A 17115-nucleotide genomic window follows, 5' to 3' on the forward strand; every position below is an offset into this window, starting at 1 on the left:
GCTCTTCCGATCTGCTTCGAAGCCGCGCAAACCGTAGACACCGCGCAACGAAGCATCAAGACGTGTACGCAAACGGGCCTCCGCCAGCGTTATGTCGCCGGAAACCGTTTGACGGAACTTGCGCGGATCGGTGATCCGGTAGACCAGAAAGGCGTCAACTTCGTAGAACTTGCCGCCCGAAACCTGAACGCGGATATTGTCGAGTTCGAAACTGAGCAGACGATCCTCGATCATCTGCACATTGTCGGCCTCGAGGAACCCGAAGGGCAGCTTGAAATAGATGCCGGGGTCCGATTTCACATCGACAATCTGACCAAAGCGCAGAACGATAGCCTGTTGACCCGCCCTGACGACAAAGATCGACGAATAGACCAGGAGTGCGATGAACGCGAGTACACCTGCATAAAGGGGAAGACGGTTCTGGTTCATTATTTTGTCCCCTCAACGGTGGCCGGGCGCGGCTTTGCGAGTTCCTGCAATGGCAGGTAAGGAACGACGCCCTGACCGCTCTGGTCGACAATCACCTTGTTGGAGTCCTTCAGAACACGTTCCATGGTCTCAAGGAAGAGTCGCTTGCGTGTTACTTCCGGTGCCTTGACGTACTGGTCATAGACAGACGTGAAGCGCTGCGCCTCACCGGCTGCTTCCTGCACGATCCGGTTCTTGTAGGCGGCCGCATCTTCACGAATCTGCGCGCCTTCACCGCGTGCCTGGCCGAGTTTCTGATTGGAATATTGGTTGGATTCCTCGACAAAGCGGTCTTCATCCTGCTCGGCGCGCTGGACTTCATCGAAGGCATCGGCCACTTCACGCGGCGGCGCTGCATCCTCGATTGAAACCGCATTGATCTGCACACCCGCGCCATACTCATCCAGGGTCTTCTGGATGATCCCACGCACGTCATTGGCGATGCCGGCACGATTGTCACGGAAGATGTCCTGAGCCGGGCTACGGCCGACGATCTCGCGCATTGCACTTTCGGAAACCTGCTGCACGAGGTTTTCCGGGTTCTCGACATGGAATAGATAGGCAACCGGATCGGAGACGCGATAGAGCACCGAGAACTGCACGTCGACGATATTCTGATCGCCGGAGAGCATCAGGCCTTCCTTGGCACCGCGGGCGCCCTGCCCGCCAATATTCTTCTGCTTTTCAACGATCTCGATCTTTTCATAGGATTCGATCGGCCAGAAGTGGAAATGCAGACCCGGCTCGGAAATGTCCGGCTTGGGCTTGCCGAAGCGCAACTCGACAGCGCGCTCATCGGGCTGGACAGTATAAATCGACTGGAAAAGCCAGAATGCGACCAGAGCCAGTCCGGCCAGCCCCCAAATTGCCGGGCTGCCGCCCGAACCACCGGGAAGTGCCTGACGCAAACGATCCTGACCGCGGCGGAGAATGTCTTCGAGGTCAGGCGGATTACCGCCGCCGCCTCCTTGCGGCTTCTGGCCCCAAGGGCCCCCACCGCCACTATTGTTACCGCCGCCACCCCATGGGCCGCCGCCGCCGTTCTGATTACTCCAGGGCATTCCTACCTCTTAATTTGAACGGAAATTGCCACTGCGTGACGTCCTCCCGCTAACCCGATGCCCCGTTTATAGGGATGGCGAGGCACGCTTTCAACGCACGTGGTCTCTTTTCAAGCGGATTTGGTAAAAAGACAAAGGATTAAGCTCGCTTATCACGATATTTTCATATCGCCCGGGTCAATCCCGATTTCATCAACGCCGTTCGTAAACGACGAAGCGCGTTGCGTAATTGTCTTTTTCACCTGCGGGAAAGTCTTCGCTGGAAACCTCATCCCAGATTTGTGGGTCGATGGGCGGGAAATGCACATCGCCATCAACTTCAGCCAATACCCAAGTCACATAGAGCCTGTCGGCTCTGTTCAGGGTCTGACGAAAGATCTCGCCGCCACCTATAATGCAGATCTCGTTGACCTTGTCCGCACCAGCATGGCTTCCCGCCACAACCAAAGCTTCATCCAAGGATCGGACAGTAATGACCCCGTCAACAGCAAAGGCCGGATCGCGGGTAATGACGATATTTGTCCGGCCCGGCAGTGGGCGCCCGAGCGAATCCCACGTCTTTCGGCCCATGATGATAGGCTTTCCCATCGTCGTGGCCTTGAACCGCTTGAGGTCCGAGGACAAGCGCCATGGCAAGCCATTCTCACGGCCGATCACGCCATTTTCGGCAATCGCTACAACAAAACTTATCATTCCGGCACTTCCGTTTCAGGGAATACTCGTCTTCAGGTCCCGAGAGCGGTGTCAAACCGCGATCGGCGCCCTGATACTGGATTCGGCGACGTAGTCGACAAGACGGAAATCATCATATTTGAAGGCGAACAGGTCGGTCACATCCGGATTGATCTGCATCTGTGGCAGAGGACCTGGCCGCCTGGTCAGCTGCAGCTTCGCCTGTTCGAAATGGTTCGCGTAGAGATGTGCGTCGCCAAGTGTGTGAACGAAATCGCCAGGCTGCAATCCTGTGACCTGGGCCACCATCATCGTCAGCAGCGCATAGGAAGCAATGTTGAACGGAACGCCAAGGAAAATATCCGCAGACCGTTGATAGAGCTGACAGGAGAGCTTGCCATCCGACACATAAAACTGGAACAGGCAATGGCAGGGCGGCAGGGCCATTTCATCAACCAGCGCCGGATTCCATGCCGAAACAATCAAACGTCTTGAGTTAGGGTTCTTGCGTATCGCATTCAAAAGATTCGCAATCTGGTCGATGTGCCTGCCATCGGGTGCTGGCCATGAGCGCCACTGGTAGCCATAGACTGGTCCAAGGTCACCATTCTCGTCGGCCCACTCGTCCCAGATCGTAACGCCGTTCTCCTTCAGGTAGGCAATATTGGTATCGCCCTGCAGGAACCACAGGAGCTCGTGGATGATGGATTTCAAATGCAGCTTTTTCGTTGTCAGCATGGGAAATCCCGCTGCCAGATCGAAACGCATCTGATAGCCGAAAACGGAGCGTGTGCCCGTGCCTGTCCGGTCGCCGCGATCGGCACCCGTATCAAGCACGTGCTGGAGGAGATCGAGATATGTGCGCATGGCATCTCTTAGCAGATTCAGTCTAACGAAGCACTAAGGCTTATGGACGATCCACAGCGGCAATGGGCGGGCATGCATAAAAAATCCCCGGTGTTCGGCCGGGGATGATTGATCTGGCGACATGAAAGCGATCAGAGGCTGCCGAGCGCGCCAAGCGACTTTGCTGTCAGGTAGTAAAATGTGACGCGGCTCTTGCTGCTGTCCGCCTTCATGGCCGAGCATACCGATTCAATGGCAGCATCGGCCTTGGCGACATCGGTGATGCCGAGCTTCTTTTCGACCCAATTGGTGCGAACACGCTTCAATTCGTCCGGATCAGTGCATGAAACCAGCGATGAATCCCTGTTGCGCAGGGCAATTCCGAGATGTTTGACGATTTTTGCAACGGTCGCCTCATCGGCAGCAGCATCGTAATGACGTACATCTTTTAGATAGTCACTCATGAAAAATCCCCTGATTGCTGGATGCAATGACCGGCATTGCAGCCTCCCTGACGATTAAGACATCGCACAAACTGGCCGATGCATGAGGCGATGACTCATTAGACACCTCGAAACATTCCCCAGCATCCGTTGCAAGTCAATCCACTCTTTCAATTCGACAAAACAGGCCCTATATAAGTGCTGCTGGCTTCGGCCAGCTATGGTGATAAACAGACGATGCAATAAGCCCATTGGACCCGGGGGCAGTACCCGGCGCCTCCACCACAATGCAGCAGCAAACGCTGCCTTGTGGCGGGGGCGAAACAGGATCGACAAGGGTGTAAAGATCGCTCTTTTGCCCGGCATTGTACCACCGTTATCGGGCTAACTCAGTAGTTGCAAACGACAACTATGCGGAAGCACGTCTCGCCGCTTAATGCGGTGCGATAGCTTCAAATCAAGTCCTAGGGGTTCGCACTTCTAGGCGGGGTTCGGAGGCACCTGGCAACAGAAGCCTCCACTTCCCTTTCCCTTCTTGTCTATCTCCGGATCCAGGTCTGTCCGGATTGCTGCCGCGCGCTTCCAAACGATTCGCTTGACGCGGGCAAACATATGGCGTATCTAACTAATTAGTTAAATAACCGAATGGTTAATTGCTGATGACACCCGATCGACTCGACCACATTTTTTCCGCTCTTGCCGATCCGACCCGCAGGGCGATCCTGGCGCGCCTGGCGCTGGGCACAACGTCAGTAACCGAACTGGCCGAACCGTTCCGGATGTCGGGTCCCGCGGTGACCAAACACCTCAAAGTGCTCGAAAGGGCCGGTTTGATCATTCGCGGCAGGGAAGCCCAATGGCGGCCATGCAGCCTCGATGCGGCACCGCTCAAGGATGCGACGGACTGGCTCGAACAATACCGGCGCTTTTGGGAAGGCAGTTTCGATCGCCTGGAGGAGTATCTGCAGGAGGTGCAAACCAATGGAGGAAAAGATGTCCGAGACAGCTCACGTGACAAATGAAACCGCCGGCCGTGTCCTGACGATAAGGCGTCTGTTCAACGCGCCGCCCGCGTTGGTGTTCGACGCATTCACCGACCCAAAGCGCATGCTGCAGTGGATGGGACCGCGCGACTACCCGGCGAGCTACGTGGAGTCCGACCTGCGTGTTGGCGGCAGCTGGCGTGCGTGCCTTGATTCTGCGGCCAGCGGCGAAAAACTCTGGCATGGCGGCGTCTACCAGAAAATCGTGCCTGGCAGGCACCTGGCCTTCACATTTGCCTGGGATCAGGAAAGCGGCATTACCGTCGGTCTTGAAACCCTGGTCGACATCACCTTTGAGGCCCAGAACGACAAGACCCTCATGACATTCCGTCAGAGCATCTTCGATACGCCTGAGAATTGCAGCAGCCACGTTCAGGGCTGGAACAGCGCCTTCGATCGCCTTCAGGAGCTGCTTGAACAGGACTAGGCTCGAGGCGTTCCGGCATTCCCATCAAGCATTTCGCAACAGGAGGAAGCCATGCAGCATGAAATCGCATCAAGGGACGAATGGTTGAGGGCGCGGACCGCGCTTCTGGCCAAGGAGAAGGCCTTCACCAGGGCCCAGGAGGAAATAAGCGCGCAGCGCCGGGCCCTGCCTTGGGTCAAGATCGACAAGGAATACGTGTTCGACAGCCGCTCGGGACCGGTGACGCTGGCCGAACTGTTCGACGGTCGCAGCCAGCTCTTCGTCAAGCACTTCATGATGGGGCCGGATCAGAAGCAGCAATGTGTTGGCTGCTCGCTCGAGGTCGACCACATCGAGGGTCTCCTTGCCCACCTGCAAAACAACGATGTGACCTATGTGGCGATCGCCCGGGCACCGATCGGCGAGATCGAAGCGTTGCGCCAAGCCATGGGCTGGCAGTTTCCCTGGGTCTCGTCCTTCCGCAGCGATTTCAACTACGACTTCAACGTATCTTTCACGCCGAAGGAGATGGCGGACGAGCGCGCCTTCTACAACTACGAGTACATGGATAGCGGCCTCGAAGACCTTTCTGGCGACAGCGTCTTCTACAAGGACGAGGATGGCCAGATATTCCACACCTATTCGGCATTCAGCCGGGGTGGCGAGCAATTCCTCGGGATTTACGGTTACCTCGACGTCATGCCCAAGGGTCGCAACGAACCCGGGCCGCACTATAATCTCGTCGACTGGGCCCGCCCAAGGACGATGTATGGCAAGGGCGGTACCGTCGCCAACAATGGCCGGTATCATGATGCCAGCTGCGCCTGTGGCGCACACGCGGCGGCATGATGTGTTGCGCGCTTGGAGCTTTGCTCCTCGCCTTCGCCGCAGCCATGCGAACGGGGTCGAGGACCCTGCTCGCCTGGCGGCCCGGCTCGCAGTCATGTCTGAGGGTCGGAGCGGCCGTAACGATCCTGGCCACAGCTTCTCTGCTGGCCGCGCAACATGCGTCGCATTATGCTGTCCGCGCGCACGCCAACGAGCGGACGGTGTTGGCAGAATTCATGTCTCAACCGATTTGCAGCGGCAGCACTACAAACTAAAAAGGCCCGGAACATCGTCCCGGGCCCTTTTGCTTGGCATCTGATGGAGGATCAGAAAATCACTCGGCGGCCGCCTCTACCTCGACAACGCGCCGGCGTCCGATCGTAGCCTGCGTCAGGACGAAGGCACCAACCGCGCACAGGGCAATGCCTGCTGCCATCGGCAGGGCTGTTCCGTCGAAGAACAGCCCGGCGATTACCATGGCGATGGCCGAGGTCACGAAGTGCAGCGTGCCCATCAAGGCCGAGGCCGTTCCGGCGATTTCGCCGTGGTCCTCAAGGGCGAGCACCGCCGACGTGGGAATGACCAGGCCGAGGAAGCCATAACCCACGAACAGGAAGGCGGCCATCACCGGCAACTGGCTGAAGCCCAACCCCATGACGACGACCATCGCTGCCATCGTCAGCGAAAATGCCGTCACGGCAAGGCGCATCACCCTGATCAGGCCGAAACGGTCACCGAGCCAGCCGGTCAGTTGCGACACCGCGAAGAATGATACCGCGTTGATCGAGAAGGCGATGCTGTATTGCGTTGGCGTCAGGCCATAGTGATCGATGAGCACGAAGGGAGAATTGGCCAGATAGACCAGAAAGCTCGAAATTCCGAGGCCACCGATAAAGGTCAGGGTCAGGAAGTTGCGGTCGCCGAGCAGCAGGCGATAGGCAGCCATGGCACTGCCAAGGCCGCTTTCTGCGCGTGCCTCCCGGGGGCGCGTCTCCTTGAGCTGGGTGGAAAGCAGAACCAGGCCAATGAAGGCCGCAATCATCACCGCCCAGAACACGCCGCGCCAGCCATAGAATTCGATGACCGCGCTGCCCGTAAGCGGAGCGAGGATTGGCGATATGCTGAAGACCAGCATCAGCAGCGACATCAGGCGCGCCGCCTGCACGCCGGTATGCATGTCCCGTACGATGGCCCTGGGTATGACCATGCCTGCCGCACCGCCAATACCCTGGAGAAAGCGGAAAGCAATCAGGGTTTCGATGTCGCTGGCCAGCGCGCAACCGATACTGGCCAGCGCGAAGAGGCCGATCCCGATATAGAGCGGCGCCTTCCGGCCCCACATGTCGGACAGGGGTCCATAGATCAGCTGGAAGATGGCAAACGAAATGAAGAAGGCCAGAAGGCTCAACTGCACGACATGATTCTCTGCGCTCAATTCCTTGCCGATTGACGGCATGGCCGGCAGATACATGTCGATCGCGAACGGTCCGATCGCAGTCAGAAGACCGAGGATGAGCGCAGTGCGAAAGAAGGAAGTCGTCATGATGAAGATCTTTCAAGAAACTGTTTGCGCGAAGCCGGATTGCCTCAGCGCGCCATTTGCTCTCAGGAGGGTTAAGCCGGATCGTTGGTGAAGGACACGGGCTTGGGAGGACTGTGCTTTCACGGCAAAATAAACGTGTCAAATATTTTGGACACATATGTCAATTTAGACACCATTGTCTAAAACGTCAACACGCATTATCTTGGGTGTATGAAAAATCGTGAACCAGCACTCAGGGCGACCGGCCATACTCAACGTGGCCAGTGTGCAAAACGCCTTTCGATACTTGACGCCGCAGCGCATGTATTTTGTCGTGAAGGATTTTCTGGGGCGAGTATAGATGAAATAGCCGCAGCAGCCTGCGTTTCACGCCAGACAATATATAATCACTATCGCGAGAAGGAAACCCTTTTCACCGCCGTCGTCGAGGATGTAATGGACCGGTCCAATGCCATGCTCTATTCGATGTTGGCGACTTTCCCGGACAAATCCGACAATATTCAGGATGATCTGACGGCATTCGCGGTTCGCCTGAACAAGAACTGTCTTTGTAACCAGGATGGCAAATTCCTGCGCAAGCTGGTGCAGTCTGAGGGCGAGCGGTATCCGCACCTTTTTGAGGCATGGCGGCAACATGGGCCCGGCAAGATCAGTTCGGCACTCGGCGCATTGTTTTCCCGGCTGTGCCACAAGGGGGTCTTGCAGATTGACGACTTCGACCTCGCCGCCCGCCAGTTCCTGGCGCTGGTCAATGCCGACCTGCAGATGATCAGTCTTTTCGGCGGAACCCCAACCGATGAGGAACTGGAAAGTGCCGGGCGCAATGCGGTCCAGACGTTCCTGCGGGCCTATGGAACGCCGGCCAGCCCGAACATTGTTCAACCGCCATCGCTCGCAGCCGTAGGCTGATTCCGTTCCGAGCAGCCAGCCTCGCCCATCAGTTCGAATCTTTAAGCCAGCAATACTAGCGGACCAGCGCGCCGCCGCCTCACATCCCCGGCACACGGACAAAACTTAATTTGAGCCTGCGACTGACAATCGGTCGCAATTCCGTTAGCCATGCGCCATAATGATTGAATGACGGTTGCCATCCCCGCTTGACAGGGAGGGGTGAATCCATGGGATAAGAACGCATGCCACAAGATATGATCCGCTACGATATACTTGCCCAGGAAGCGCTACGCGGCGTTATCCGCAAAGTGCTCGGCGAAGTCGCCAAGGCAGGTCTGCCGGGCAATCATCATTTCTTCGTAACATTTCTCACGGGCGCACCTGGGGTCCGCATCTCGACACGCCTGCATGAGAAGTATCCCGAACAAATGACCATCGTCCTCCAGCACCAGTTCTGGGATCTCCAGGTTACGGATACCTTGTTCGAGGTTGGGCTTTCCTTCGGTGACGTGCCGGAGCGCCTTGTCGTGCCCTTCTCCGCGATTCGCGGTTTTTACGATCCTTCGGTGAATTTCGAACTCGAGTTCGATGTGGAAGTGGAAGAGGCCGTCGGCGACAACGACCAGGGAATTACCAGCATTGCGCCGCCTCAATCGATCGACAAGCCGAAGGTAGCGACACCGAGCGCCAAGCCGAAGCCTCCGGTCAAGGCTGCAAGAAAGCCCGCCAAGCCCGGCGAAAAGCCTGAGGCGGCTGATGAAAGTGGTGAAAAGTCATCAGCTTCCGTCGTGTCGCTGGACTCCTTCCGCAAGAAAAAATAGTCGTGGGCGAGATTGTTAACCTCCGTCTGGTCAAGAAGCGCAAGACCAAGGACGCCAAGGAAAAGCTTGCGGCAGAAAACCGCGTCCGATTTGGCCGCACGAAGGTGGAAAAGCAATTCGAACGCGAGGCAACAGGCAAGTCCGCGCGTTTCCTCGACGACAACCGGCTGGAAAGATCCAACGAGCCCGATCTGTCCGACGCGCCGACGGACAAGAAGTGAGCGGTGTCCGCAAACGCTCGGTTTCCATTCACGGCCATCGCACGAGCTTTTCACTCGAAGACGCCTTCTACGATCTCCTTCTGGACATAGCCAAGGCTCGTGATGTGACGTTGGCCGCCCTCATCGCGGAGGTTGACGAAACACGGGACCGCGACTCAAATCTTTCCTCCGCACTAAGGCTCCATGTTCTCGACTGGGTTAGAAACGCAGGCAACAATCGCGTGTAAACACCTGTGGCGACTCAGCAATTCTGCTCCGTCCAGTGCTTCAGGAACGATCGGTGTCAATTTGCAGCAAAAAATTTTCGCGCGGGTGTCGGCTCGGCCCGACGCCGTTCGTCCTCGGAGCGGTTGCATTCAGATCGAAAGGGAAAATCGATGCCTGCCAAACAAAAGATTACACCCTGCCTTTGGTTCGATGGAAACGCCCAGGAGGCAATGGATTTTTACATGTCCATCTTCAAGGACAGCAAAATTCTCAATAGGATGAACTGGGGCAAAGAAGGGGGATCCAAGGAAGGTTCGCTGCTCGTCGCGACTTTCCAGCTAGCAGGCCAGGAATATATTGCCTTGAACGGTGGGCCTGAATTCAAGTTTACCGAGGGTATTTCGCTCTCCATCGATTGCAGTACCCAAGAAGAAGTGGATAGCCTGACCGAAAAGCTTACTGCCGGCGGCGGTGAAATCCGCCCCTGCAGTTGGGTGAAGGACAAATTTGGCCTGTCATGGCAAATCGTTCCTTCCATTCTACCTGAAATGCTGCGCGACAAGGATCAGGCGAAAGCCGACCGTGTCATGGCAGCCATGATGAAGATGTACAAAATCGACATCCAGAAGCTCAAGGAAGCTTACGACGGGCAATAGATCGATTGCCGCGCTAGCCTGCTTAATGTGGGGAAGCTACAGCGTTACCACTTTTCTTCGAATTGTGAACGCGCTCTGTCTGGCTCTAACTTGGGTTGCAATGGCGCTGTGCGTGGTTCGAATACGCCCCCCAACTCGGCGCTATCCACCGCAAACCGGGTTAGGGCCCTTCATGGTTCCTTGTTATCATGCTCTGGCGAGGCAGGCTGCTAATTGGGTACCAGTGATTTCGGCTCAAGGGTCTTCAGGAAGTCGTCAACGGACTGCTTGTTGATGGTTCCCGTGCCTTGCGGCTCGGTTGTCGTTCCGCCCGGGTCTGGCTGTGGCGCGGCTGGCTGGGATTGCTCAAGCGCCTTTGCAGCTGCTTCTTCCGCCGCCTTCTTCTCGGCGGCGGCCCGCTCTTCCGCCGCCCTTCTTTCGGCTTCGGCACGCTCAGCAGCTTCGCGTGCTTCCTGCTCCGCCTTAAGTCTGGCCTCCTCGGCCAGGCGAACGCGCTCATCCGCGCGGGCTTGATAGAGTTGCGTCTCGCGGCGCAAACGTTGTTTCTCGACGAGCGCTGCCTGCAACGTTTCGACGCGTTGCTGCTCTCTCTCCAGTGCCCGCTGTGTCAGGAACTGCTCCAATGGCTGGCGATTCAAGGTCAGTTTCGGGCCATGCCATGGGCCGTTAAGGCCGAATTCGATGACGGGATCCGCTCCGGCGACCACTGCCGTGCCAGGATCGAATGCAAAGCGTCCTTGCGATGCAACAGTCATATCCTGGAAATTCAATCTCAGTTCGGCAGCCAAGCTTGCACCGGCACTCTTGAGCTGAAATGTCGATGTCCGAGCAATGCCACCGGCGATGGTGAAGGCGAAGTCTGCTGCGCCCGCTTTGAAGCTGCCATCATGCAGATATTGTTCGATCGTCCCGTTCAACAATGTCGCAGTCACTGGTCCTTCCATTGCATCGGCGTTGGCCAAAATCGGCTTCAAAGCTGCGGGATTGATCGCATTGATCGCAAGGTCACTGGTGGAGACTACGCCGGAACCAGCGACCGATTCCATCATTTCTGCAACCGACGTGCCAGTCGCGTTGACCGATGCGGTAATCTTTGCTTTTCCTGTGAGCGGCGGCTCGCCGTCGGCGGGTTGGTAAAGCGCGTCCAGGCTGGTCTCATCGAGTGTGAATTGGCCTGTCGCCAAACCGGTGCCACTGGTATTGCGCAATTCGAACATACCGTCAAAATGGCCGCCAAACAGATCGCCCTTGGCGTCGTCAAGACGTAGCGAACCCTCTTTCAAAGCGGCCTTGGTCTGAAATTTGCTGATCGGGCCCAATATACCGGCGTCGGCTTCGTCGGCGCTCACATTGACATTGAAACTCACTGGAAAAATCGGAGCCGCAGCAAAGGCCTGCGTGGGCCATGTCCGGCCATCCCCATCCAGCGCGCTGGCGCCGAGTATGAATTGCGCAACGGAGGGAAGGTCAAGCGCTGCAAGCTTCACGTCACCCTGAACGTCTGGCACGTCGTTTTCGAGCGCCAGGGCCAGTCTTCCGCTCACCTTGGTGCCACTCACTTGTCCACTCCAATCGGGTAGGTTGAGTTTGCCCTTCGCCAGCTGAAAACTGCTTGCCAGATCGACCGGCATTCCATTGCCAAATCCAGGCAACGAGTAGCCGGCCGTTGCCAGATAACCCTCAAGATCGCCGGTCTTGATGGAAGCCCGGCCCTCGGCGGTCAGGCCACCTTCCCCACTGCGGAAACTCCCATCAATCAGCGCCTGGCCATCCGGAGCCTTGAGGGACAGCTGGGTCTGCAGCCCGTCTTTTTCATTTCCCTTCAATGCGAGGTCGGCTTCGAGCTCCCCAGCTAGCCCGAGCGGCAGGGATGGCAGGCCGATCAACGCCATCAGCGTCTCGGCCTGACCGCTGCGCGCGTTCATCGTCAATTCCAGCGTCCGCAACTCGTCCGTATTCTTCGTCGTCGTACCGGACAGCGTTATATCCATCCCACCGGTCTTGCCGGCTGCGCTGAGCGAAAACTCATCGGTCCCAGCCTTGGCATGCATGGTGTTGGCCAGGATCGTCAGCTGCGTCTCCTGGAACAGTCCGGGAAACCTGGCGGCCCTATCGTTCAGAGCCCCGATAAACGGAAAGTCGGGTATGCGGTTGGCAAGAGCCGAGATGAACGGCGCGAGATCGTCGGCCAGGATAGTCGAGTCAATCGAACCGGTGGGCTCGGCTTTGAACGGCTCCAGCTTCCCTGTCGCAGTGATGGTCGCGCCAGCCACATTGCCGATGGTCAGCCGGTCAATATCGAAAACCCCATCGCGGAGGCGGAAAGCCGTATCCAGCGACTCGGCAACCAATCCATCGTGGGTAACCGGCCCTGCCTTCAAATGTACGTCAAGATCCTGCCCCCGCAATTGCGGGGATCCATCGACAGTGGAAGTGGTGTGATTTCCAAAGATCGCCCCAAATGCCTCGAGTGCGTCAGCGTCCAGGGCGCCGCCCTCGAGCGTCAATTGCGTCAACGGCAATGACTCACCCTTGGCGCTCCGAACCAGTGAGCCTTTAAGCGACGCACCACCCAGCACAAGCTCCAGATTGTCGACCTTTTGCAGATCAGCGCGCAGGCTGACATCGCCGCTGAAGCCCGCCCCGGGCAGTCGCCGGATCGCCTCGTCGACTGAATCCGTCAGCCATGCGGCGAGGCCAGAGGGTTGACGCGAGGCGACGAGAAGCTTGCCATCGAACCCGAAATCCGCGCCAACCTGCAACACGCCATTGGCCTCGAACTGTGTCCGCCCAGGCAATTCCGCCTTGAGCTGATTGATCGTCCATCCGTTTTCGGATGGTGCAGCATCAATCGTGACGGAGCGGATTGTCGTATCGCCGGCAACGATTGCCGGAAGTTTCAGGTCGATTGTACCCGGTATCGTCGGTATCGGCAGTTGATCCATCATGCGCCGGAAGACGCCAAACCGCCCCGCGGCAGCGACATGCCTCGCCTGGGTGCCGTTGACCTGTTCCTCGCCATTGCGGAACGTGACCTGCTGACCATCGGCCTTGATTTCGAAACGCGGATCACTGCCATAATCGAACATGGCAGTCCCGTTGACGACATAGGGGTCGTCGAGAGCGCCCTGCTCCATGCGGAATTCGGGAATGCTGATCTTGCCGTGATCCGCTTCAAACCGTCCGGTAACGCGGAGACTTGAAAGCAGGGGCTTCTCCATCTGATCGATGGCATTGGCCCCACTTGAGGAAAGTTCGTCGGCAGAACGAATGGCTATGCTGCCGGCATATTTCAACGCGCCGTCGCTGAGTGTCACATCGCCATCGGTTTCGAGCGCGCCCGGAATCCCGTCCGGAATGATACGGGTCCGCAATTTCATCGTCCCGTCCGGTTTCACTTCGCCCGTGGAAGCCGATATTGACGTTTTGTTGCCATTGAACAGCAAGGTACCATCGAATTTCCAAGGGCCGGAAAGATCAGCCGCCGATAGCGTCGCATCCAGATTCGTAATCGTGCGGGTCGTGGCGGTTGATGCATCGCGGATGAGTACCGAACCATCGGTAACACGCATGTTTTCAAGCCTGACCTTCGCCGACTGGAAAGGAACATGTGGACGGATTGCCCAGTCGACAACACCATCCTTGTCTATTGCGACTGATACGGTCGGCCTCTCGATCCGCATGTCGAAGATCAGGATCTGACCACGGATGAACGGCGCCAATTCCGCATCCATGGAAAAACGGTCGATCGTCATGACCGGCTCGCTCCCTGGATCACCGACCTTCACATCGGAAAATGTCACGGACGGGAATGGCAAGAGCCGCGCGCTGGCACTGCCCGCGACCGTCACAGGACGCCCGAGCAATGCCGACGCTTCACGTTCGAAGGATGAGCGATAGCCCGCCCAGTCGACAAAATATGGCACGACTAGCGCCGCCGTGAGCACCAGCACCAACAAACCACCGATGAAAACAAACAGCCGTGCCAGTATCGTACTCCATTCAATATGCGCCGGGCATGACGGCCGGTCTTTGGCAACGTGACGACAAGACCTTGTTTCTCGTTGATTTGCAACGCTGAGACAATGGTTTAGCGCCCGGAATCAATGTGCGAACCTATAACCGTAAGATCTTGCCCGGATTCATGATATTTCCCGGATCGATCGCCCGCTTGATCGATTCCATGACGTCCACTGCGCCGCCAAGTTCGGCCCGGAGGAACTTGATCTTGCCCTGACCAATCCCGTGTTCGCCGGTGCAGGTTCCGTCCATGGCAATGGCTCGCAGGTTGAGGCGTTCGACAAATGCCTCAACCTTGCGGATCTCCTCTGGATCCTTCTCGTCAAACAGGACAAGCACATGAAAATTGCCGTCGCCGGCATGACCGACGATTGGAGCGATCAGGCCGCTCTTTTCAATGTCCTTCTCGGTCGCCACGATGCATTCGGCAAGCCGGGATATCGGTACGCAAACGTCCGTGGAAAGCGACTGCTTGCCCGGCGCGAGGGTCATGCAGGCAAAATAGGAATTGTGCCGCGCCGACCAGAGTTTCTCGCGATCCTCCGCATTGGCTGTCCATTTGAACTCGCCTCCGCCATTGGTGGCCGCGATCTCGCCGAACAGTTCGGCCTGTTCCGCCACGCCGGTTTCGCTGCCATGGAACTCCACGAAGAGATAGGGCGCCGGTTCGTAGTCGAGCTTGGAATAGGCGATCATCGCCTGCATCTCGAGTTGATTGACCAGTTCGATGCGGGCGACCGGAATGCCCATCTGGATCGTTTCGATCACAGCATTGCAGGCGCTTTCAAGGTCCGGGAAGGCACAGATTCCACCGGAAATTGCCTGCGGGATGCCATAAAGCTTCAATGTCAGTTCGGTGATGATGCCAAGCGTTCCTTCCGAGCCGACCAGCAGGCGCGTCAGGTCGTATCCTGCCGATGTCTTCTTGACCCGCTTCGATGTGGTGATCAGCCGGCCGTCCGGCATGACCGCCTTCAGCGCCAGGACGTTTTCCCGCATCGTGCCGTAGCGTACGGCGTTGGTTCCGGATGCACGGGTTGCGGCCATGCCGCCGAGACTGGCATTGGCACCCGGATCGATGGGGAAGAACAGGCCTGTATCGCGCAGATATTCGTTGAGCTCCTTGCGCGTCACGCCCGGTTCGATAACGACATTCAGGTCTTCGCCATAGACCTTGAGAATGCGGTTCATGCGCGACAGGTCGACAGAGATGCCGCCGGCGGGCGCATTGACATGACCCTCGAGCGAGGTGCCCGTCCCAAAGGGAATAACCGGCACCTGCCATTCGCTGCAAAGCCGCACGACCTCCTGGACGTCCTCTACAGATTCGGCAAAAATGACCAGATCGGGCGCCTGGTTGGGAACATAGCTCGTGGTATGTGCGTGCTGCTCGCGGATCGACTTTCCGGTCTGCGCGTTGTCACCGAAGCGTTTCTTGAGGATGGATACGACAGTTGCTATCCCATTCTCGTTGCGCAGCAATGCTCCTGCGTCTGCCAATGCCATTCCAGTATCCATCCTTCCGATTCATCATCGTCGTTTTCCACCAGCATTTTCGGGGAATGCACGCGACTTGTCCAGTTGTAACTCTGTGTGATGGTCAACGGCAAAGGCCGGGCAGCAAACGGGACGATTATTCCTCGTCCTCGTCGTCCTCGCCGGGCTGCCAATCAGTGACGGCGACGAACCGCTCCTGTTCGCCTGTCTTCTCGAAGACACTGCCGACAGGAGAGTCGAGCAGCGGTATGATGCTTGGATCGTAATTGGCGATGGTGTTGACGTCGAAGATGCCGCTGTTTTCCGGATCTTCCATATAGTCGTCGCTCTCAAACCCCGACAGGAAGCGCCAGCCGCTATCGAGCGGATTGTCCGGATCCTCACGGTACATGAAGCGAACCGGATAACCATCGATGGTAATCGTATCCGTTGCGATGCATCCGCCATAGTTGCGGATAAGTGGCCGGATCTCGTCCTTGGTGAGTCGGTAACTTTTCTCCATAACCAATTTTAGTTGATCGTCATGGACTTGGCTAGCTTCCGGAAACGTTCGGAATATTTGTCCTTCTCGGTATCGCGCACAATGAGGATTGCGCGCACATAGCGGTCCGTCTCAAACCGGGCGATCTGAGCGACATAGAGCTGGTCGCCGCTTGCCGCATCCCTGGCACCGCCATCGATCTCGATCCACTCGGCTCCGTCGGCTTCCAGGCTTGTTTCATTGTCGGACCGTACATCCTTGATGCCCGTCAGGGACGCGAATGCCTGTTTGGCAAAGTCCATTCGTGTCGAAGGTTGCGGTGCGGCATTGAGGTTCGAAGCAATGACGATCATGGGCTGGGCTGAGTTGGCGGCGATATCGTTTGCGCCCTCGGTCAGGAGATAGGTTGCGCCCGCGATCACGCGGACTGGACGGAAGCCGGCCTGATCGGCAACCTTGAAGGGCAGCGCCGCGATTTGCTCATCGAGACTGGGAGGGTTGCGTATTGCGATCGTTCGCAGGGCGGTGTCGACGTCAGCGTCGGACAATCCCCCAGCCACGCCGTCGGGGATTTGTACGGTGATCATGGCAGTTGTCGACTTGGCACCTATGAGAACAATCCATTTGCGATACTTGACCCCTGCCGCGACCTGACTGCCTCGAATTAGCTTGGAAACGACTGCGCCTTCTACGGGCCAGTTCTCAGCCGGTGCCGCAGCCTCGATCCCCGTTTCACGCAGGCCCTCGGGATTGAATTTCGATGCGATCGTCGCATAGGCATCGACGGGCATCTCCGTTACGACGATTGACGTACCCTTCGCGGCGTCTTCAAACCCGCTGAAGTTGGATGACGTTACCAAGCCAGCTGGAGGAACGAGGCCAACGCTGGATCCACCCGGGAACACCGCATCCTGTGCAAGTCCGTACTGAACACCGGCGAGCATGAACACCAGCAGGCTCAGTGAGAGGGCAAAGATTCGCATCGGCGCATTCCTTATCGCATTAACAGCA

At 57.4% G+C, this 17115-nt stretch carries 18 protein-coding genes and 1 other RNA gene; 9 read left to right on the forward strand and 10 right to left on the reverse strand.

All coding sequences use genetic code 11. From position 1 onward, the window contains the following. From K9U38_RS19715 to K9U38_RS19735, 5 genes are all read right to left on the reverse strand, one after another. Positions 1–429 (reverse strand): SPFH domain-containing protein (locus K9U38_RS19715; RefSeq protein ID WP_255607453.1); only part of this gene is annotated, 429 nt, incomplete at its 3' end. Further along, positions 429–1529: an FtsH protease activity modulator HflK gene (hflK, locus tag K9U38_RS19720; protein ID WP_224496062.1), complete on the reverse strand. Its 1101-nt coding sequence runs from the start codon at positions 1527–1529 to the stop codon at positions 429–431. The genes K9U38_RS19715 and hflK, both read right to left, overlap by 1 nt. A gap of 192 nt (positions 1530–1721) precedes the next feature. Continuing rightward, positions 1722–2222, reverse strand: a complete 501-nt coding sequence (locus K9U38_RS19725) for a dihydrofolate reductase (RefSeq protein WP_224496063.1) — start codon at positions 2220–2222, stop codon at positions 1722–1724. Between the two features lie 51 nt (positions 2223–2273). Then, positions 2274–3068: a thymidylate synthase gene (locus K9U38_RS19730; RefSeq protein ID WP_224496064.1), complete on the reverse strand. Its 795-nt coding sequence runs from the start codon at positions 3066–3068 to the stop codon at positions 2274–2276. Positions 3069–3199: 131 nt separating this feature from the next. Then, the gene (locus K9U38_RS19735) at positions 3200–3511 is read right to left on the reverse strand and encodes a DUF2853 family protein (RefSeq protein ID WP_224496065.1); all 312 of its coding nucleotides are present in this window, start codon (positions 3509–3511) and stop codon (positions 3200–3202) included. Positions 3512–3654: 143 nt separating this feature from the next. Here K9U38_RS19735 and ssrA point away from each other — a divergent pair. From ssrA to K9U38_RS19755, 4 genes are all read left to right on the forward strand, one after another. Then, positions 3655–4012, forward strand: a transfer-messenger RNA (tmRNA) gene (gene ssrA / locus K9U38_RS19740). Positions 4013–4149: 137 nt separating this feature from the next. Then, positions 4150–4512, forward strand: coding sequence for an ArsR/SmtB family transcription factor (locus K9U38_RS19745; RefSeq protein WP_224496066.1), 363 nt, complete (start codon positions 4150–4152; stop codon positions 4510–4512). Beyond that, entirely contained in the window at positions 4484–4960 is a 477-nt protein-coding gene (locus K9U38_RS19750; protein ID WP_224496067.1) for an SRPBCC family protein, read from the forward strand. The genes K9U38_RS19745 and K9U38_RS19750 overlap by 29 nt, the downstream gene beginning before the upstream one ends. Positions 4961–5011: 51 nt before the next feature. Then, entirely contained in the window at positions 5012–5788 is a 777-nt protein-coding gene (locus tag K9U38_RS19755; protein WP_224496068.1) for a DUF899 domain-containing protein, read from the forward strand. Positions 5789–6101: 313 nt separating this feature from the next. On the opposite strand, the gene K9U38_RS19760 is transcribed toward K9U38_RS19755, so the two are convergent. Next, positions 6102–7310: a multidrug effflux MFS transporter gene (locus K9U38_RS19760; RefSeq protein ID WP_224496069.1), complete on the reverse strand. Its 1209-nt coding sequence runs from the start codon at positions 7308–7310 to the stop codon at positions 6102–6104. Between the two features lie 210 nt (positions 7311–7520). Between K9U38_RS19760 and K9U38_RS19765 the strand changes: the two genes are divergently transcribed. The 5 genes from K9U38_RS19765 to K9U38_RS19785 all read left to right on the forward strand — a co-directional run bounded on the left by K9U38_RS19765 (position 7521) and on the right by K9U38_RS19785 (position 10106). Further along, a complete protein-coding gene (locus K9U38_RS19765; protein WP_224496070.1) occupies positions 7521–8219 on the forward strand; it encodes a TetR/AcrR family transcriptional regulator in 699 nt (232 codons plus the stop codon). A gap of 224 nt (positions 8220–8443) precedes the next feature. Beyond that, positions 8444–9022: an SspB family protein gene (locus K9U38_RS19770; protein ID WP_224496071.1), complete on the forward strand. Its 579-nt coding sequence runs from the start codon at positions 8444–8446 to the stop codon at positions 9020–9022. A gap of 2 nt (positions 9023–9024) precedes the next feature. Further along, on the forward strand, positions 9025–9243 hold the full coding sequence (locus K9U38_RS19775; protein WP_224496072.1) for a DUF4169 family protein: 219 nt from the start codon (positions 9025–9027) through the stop codon (positions 9241–9243). Next, entirely contained in the window at positions 9240–9470 is a 231-nt protein-coding gene (locus K9U38_RS19780; RefSeq protein WP_224496073.1) for a ribbon-helix-helix domain-containing protein, read from the forward strand. Before K9U38_RS19775 ends, K9U38_RS19780 begins: the two co-directional genes overlap by 4 nt. A 150-nt stretch (positions 9471–9620) precedes the next feature. Beyond that, on the forward strand, positions 9621–10106 hold the full coding sequence (locus K9U38_RS19785) for a VOC family protein (protein ID WP_224496074.1): 486 nt from the start codon (positions 9621–9623) through the stop codon (positions 10104–10106). Between the two features lie 209 nt (positions 10107–10315). Here K9U38_RS19785 and K9U38_RS19790 read toward each other — a convergent pair whose 3' ends face one another. The 4 genes from K9U38_RS19790 to K9U38_RS19805 all read right to left on the reverse strand — a co-directional run bounded on the left by K9U38_RS19790 (position 10316) and on the right by K9U38_RS19805 (position 17087). Then, a complete protein-coding gene (locus K9U38_RS19790) occupies positions 10316–14113 on the reverse strand; it encodes an AsmA family protein (RefSeq protein WP_370632022.1) in 3798 nt (1265 codons plus the stop codon). 109 nt (positions 14114–14222) lie between these two features. Next, entirely contained in the window at positions 14223–15632 is a 1410-nt protein-coding gene (locus tag K9U38_RS19795; RefSeq protein ID WP_224496075.1) for an FAD-binding oxidoreductase, read from the reverse strand. Positions 15633–15759: 127 nt separating this feature from the next. Continuing rightward, positions 15760–16125, reverse strand: a complete 366-nt coding sequence (locus K9U38_RS19800) for a DUF2185 domain-containing protein (protein ID WP_224496076.1) — start codon at positions 16123–16125, stop codon at positions 15760–15762. An 8-nt stretch (positions 16126–16133) separates the two neighbouring features. After that, positions 16134–17087, reverse strand: coding sequence for a hypothetical protein (locus K9U38_RS19805; protein ID WP_224496077.1), 954 nt, complete (start codon positions 17085–17087; stop codon positions 16134–16136). Positions 17088–17115 lie beyond the last annotated feature (28 nt).

The sequence above is a fragment of the Phyllobacterium lublinensis genome, from assembly GCF_020164435.1.
GTDB classification, from domain to species: domain Bacteria; phylum Pseudomonadota; class Alphaproteobacteria; order Rhizobiales; family Rhizobiaceae; genus Phyllobacterium; species Phyllobacterium lublinensis.

Excerpts from the sequence above, each read along its gene's own strand:
- K9U38_RS19765 (WP_224496070.1), top strand. The coding sequence starts at position 7,521 with ATGAAAAATCGTGAACCAGCACTCAGGGCGACCGGCCATACTCAACGT.
- K9U38_RS19745 (WP_224496066.1), top strand. The coding sequence starts at position 4,150 with ATGACACCCGATCGACTCGACCACATTTTTTCCGCTCTTGCCGATCCG.
- K9U38_RS19795 (WP_224496075.1), bottom strand. The coding sequence starts at position 15,632 with ATGGCATTGGCAGACGCAGGAGCATTGCTGCGCAACGAGAATGGGATA.
- K9U38_RS19750 (WP_224496067.1), top strand. The coding sequence starts at position 4,484 with ATGTCCGAGACAGCTCACGTGACAAATGAAACCGCCGGCCGTGTCCTG.
- K9U38_RS19760 (WP_224496069.1), bottom strand. The coding sequence starts at position 7,310 with ATGACGACTTCCTTCTTTCGCACTGCGCTCATCCTCGGTCTTCTGACT.
- K9U38_RS19785 (WP_224496074.1), top strand. The coding sequence starts at position 9,621 with ATGCCTGCCAAACAAAAGATTACACCCTGCCTTTGGTTCGATGGAAAC.
- K9U38_RS19770 (WP_224496071.1), top strand. The coding sequence starts at position 8,444 with ATGCCACAAGATATGATCCGCTACGATATACTTGCCCAGGAAGCGCTA.
- K9U38_RS19805 (WP_224496077.1), bottom strand. The coding sequence starts at position 17,087 with ATGCGAATCTTTGCCCTCTCACTGAGCCTGCTGGTGTTCATGCTCGCC.
- K9U38_RS19725 (WP_224496063.1), bottom strand. The coding sequence starts at position 2,222 with ATGATAAGTTTTGTTGTAGCGATTGCCGAAAATGGCGTGATCGGCCGT.
- K9U38_RS19735 (WP_224496065.1), bottom strand. The coding sequence starts at position 3,511 with ATGAGTGACTATCTAAAAGATGTACGTCATTACGATGCTGCTGCCGAT.
- K9U38_RS19755 (WP_224496068.1), top strand. The coding sequence starts at position 5,012 with ATGCAGCATGAAATCGCATCAAGGGACGAATGGTTGAGGGCGCGGACC.
- hflK (WP_224496062.1), bottom strand. The coding sequence starts at position 1,529 with ATGCCCTGGAGTAATCAGAACGGCGGCGGCGGCCCATGGGGTGGCGGC.
- K9U38_RS19800 (WP_224496076.1), bottom strand. The coding sequence starts at position 16,125 with ATGGAGAAAAGTTACCGACTCACCAAGGACGAGATCCGGCCACTTATC.
- K9U38_RS19730 (WP_224496064.1), bottom strand. The coding sequence starts at position 3,068 with ATGCGCACATATCTCGATCTCCTCCAGCACGTGCTTGATACGGGTGCC.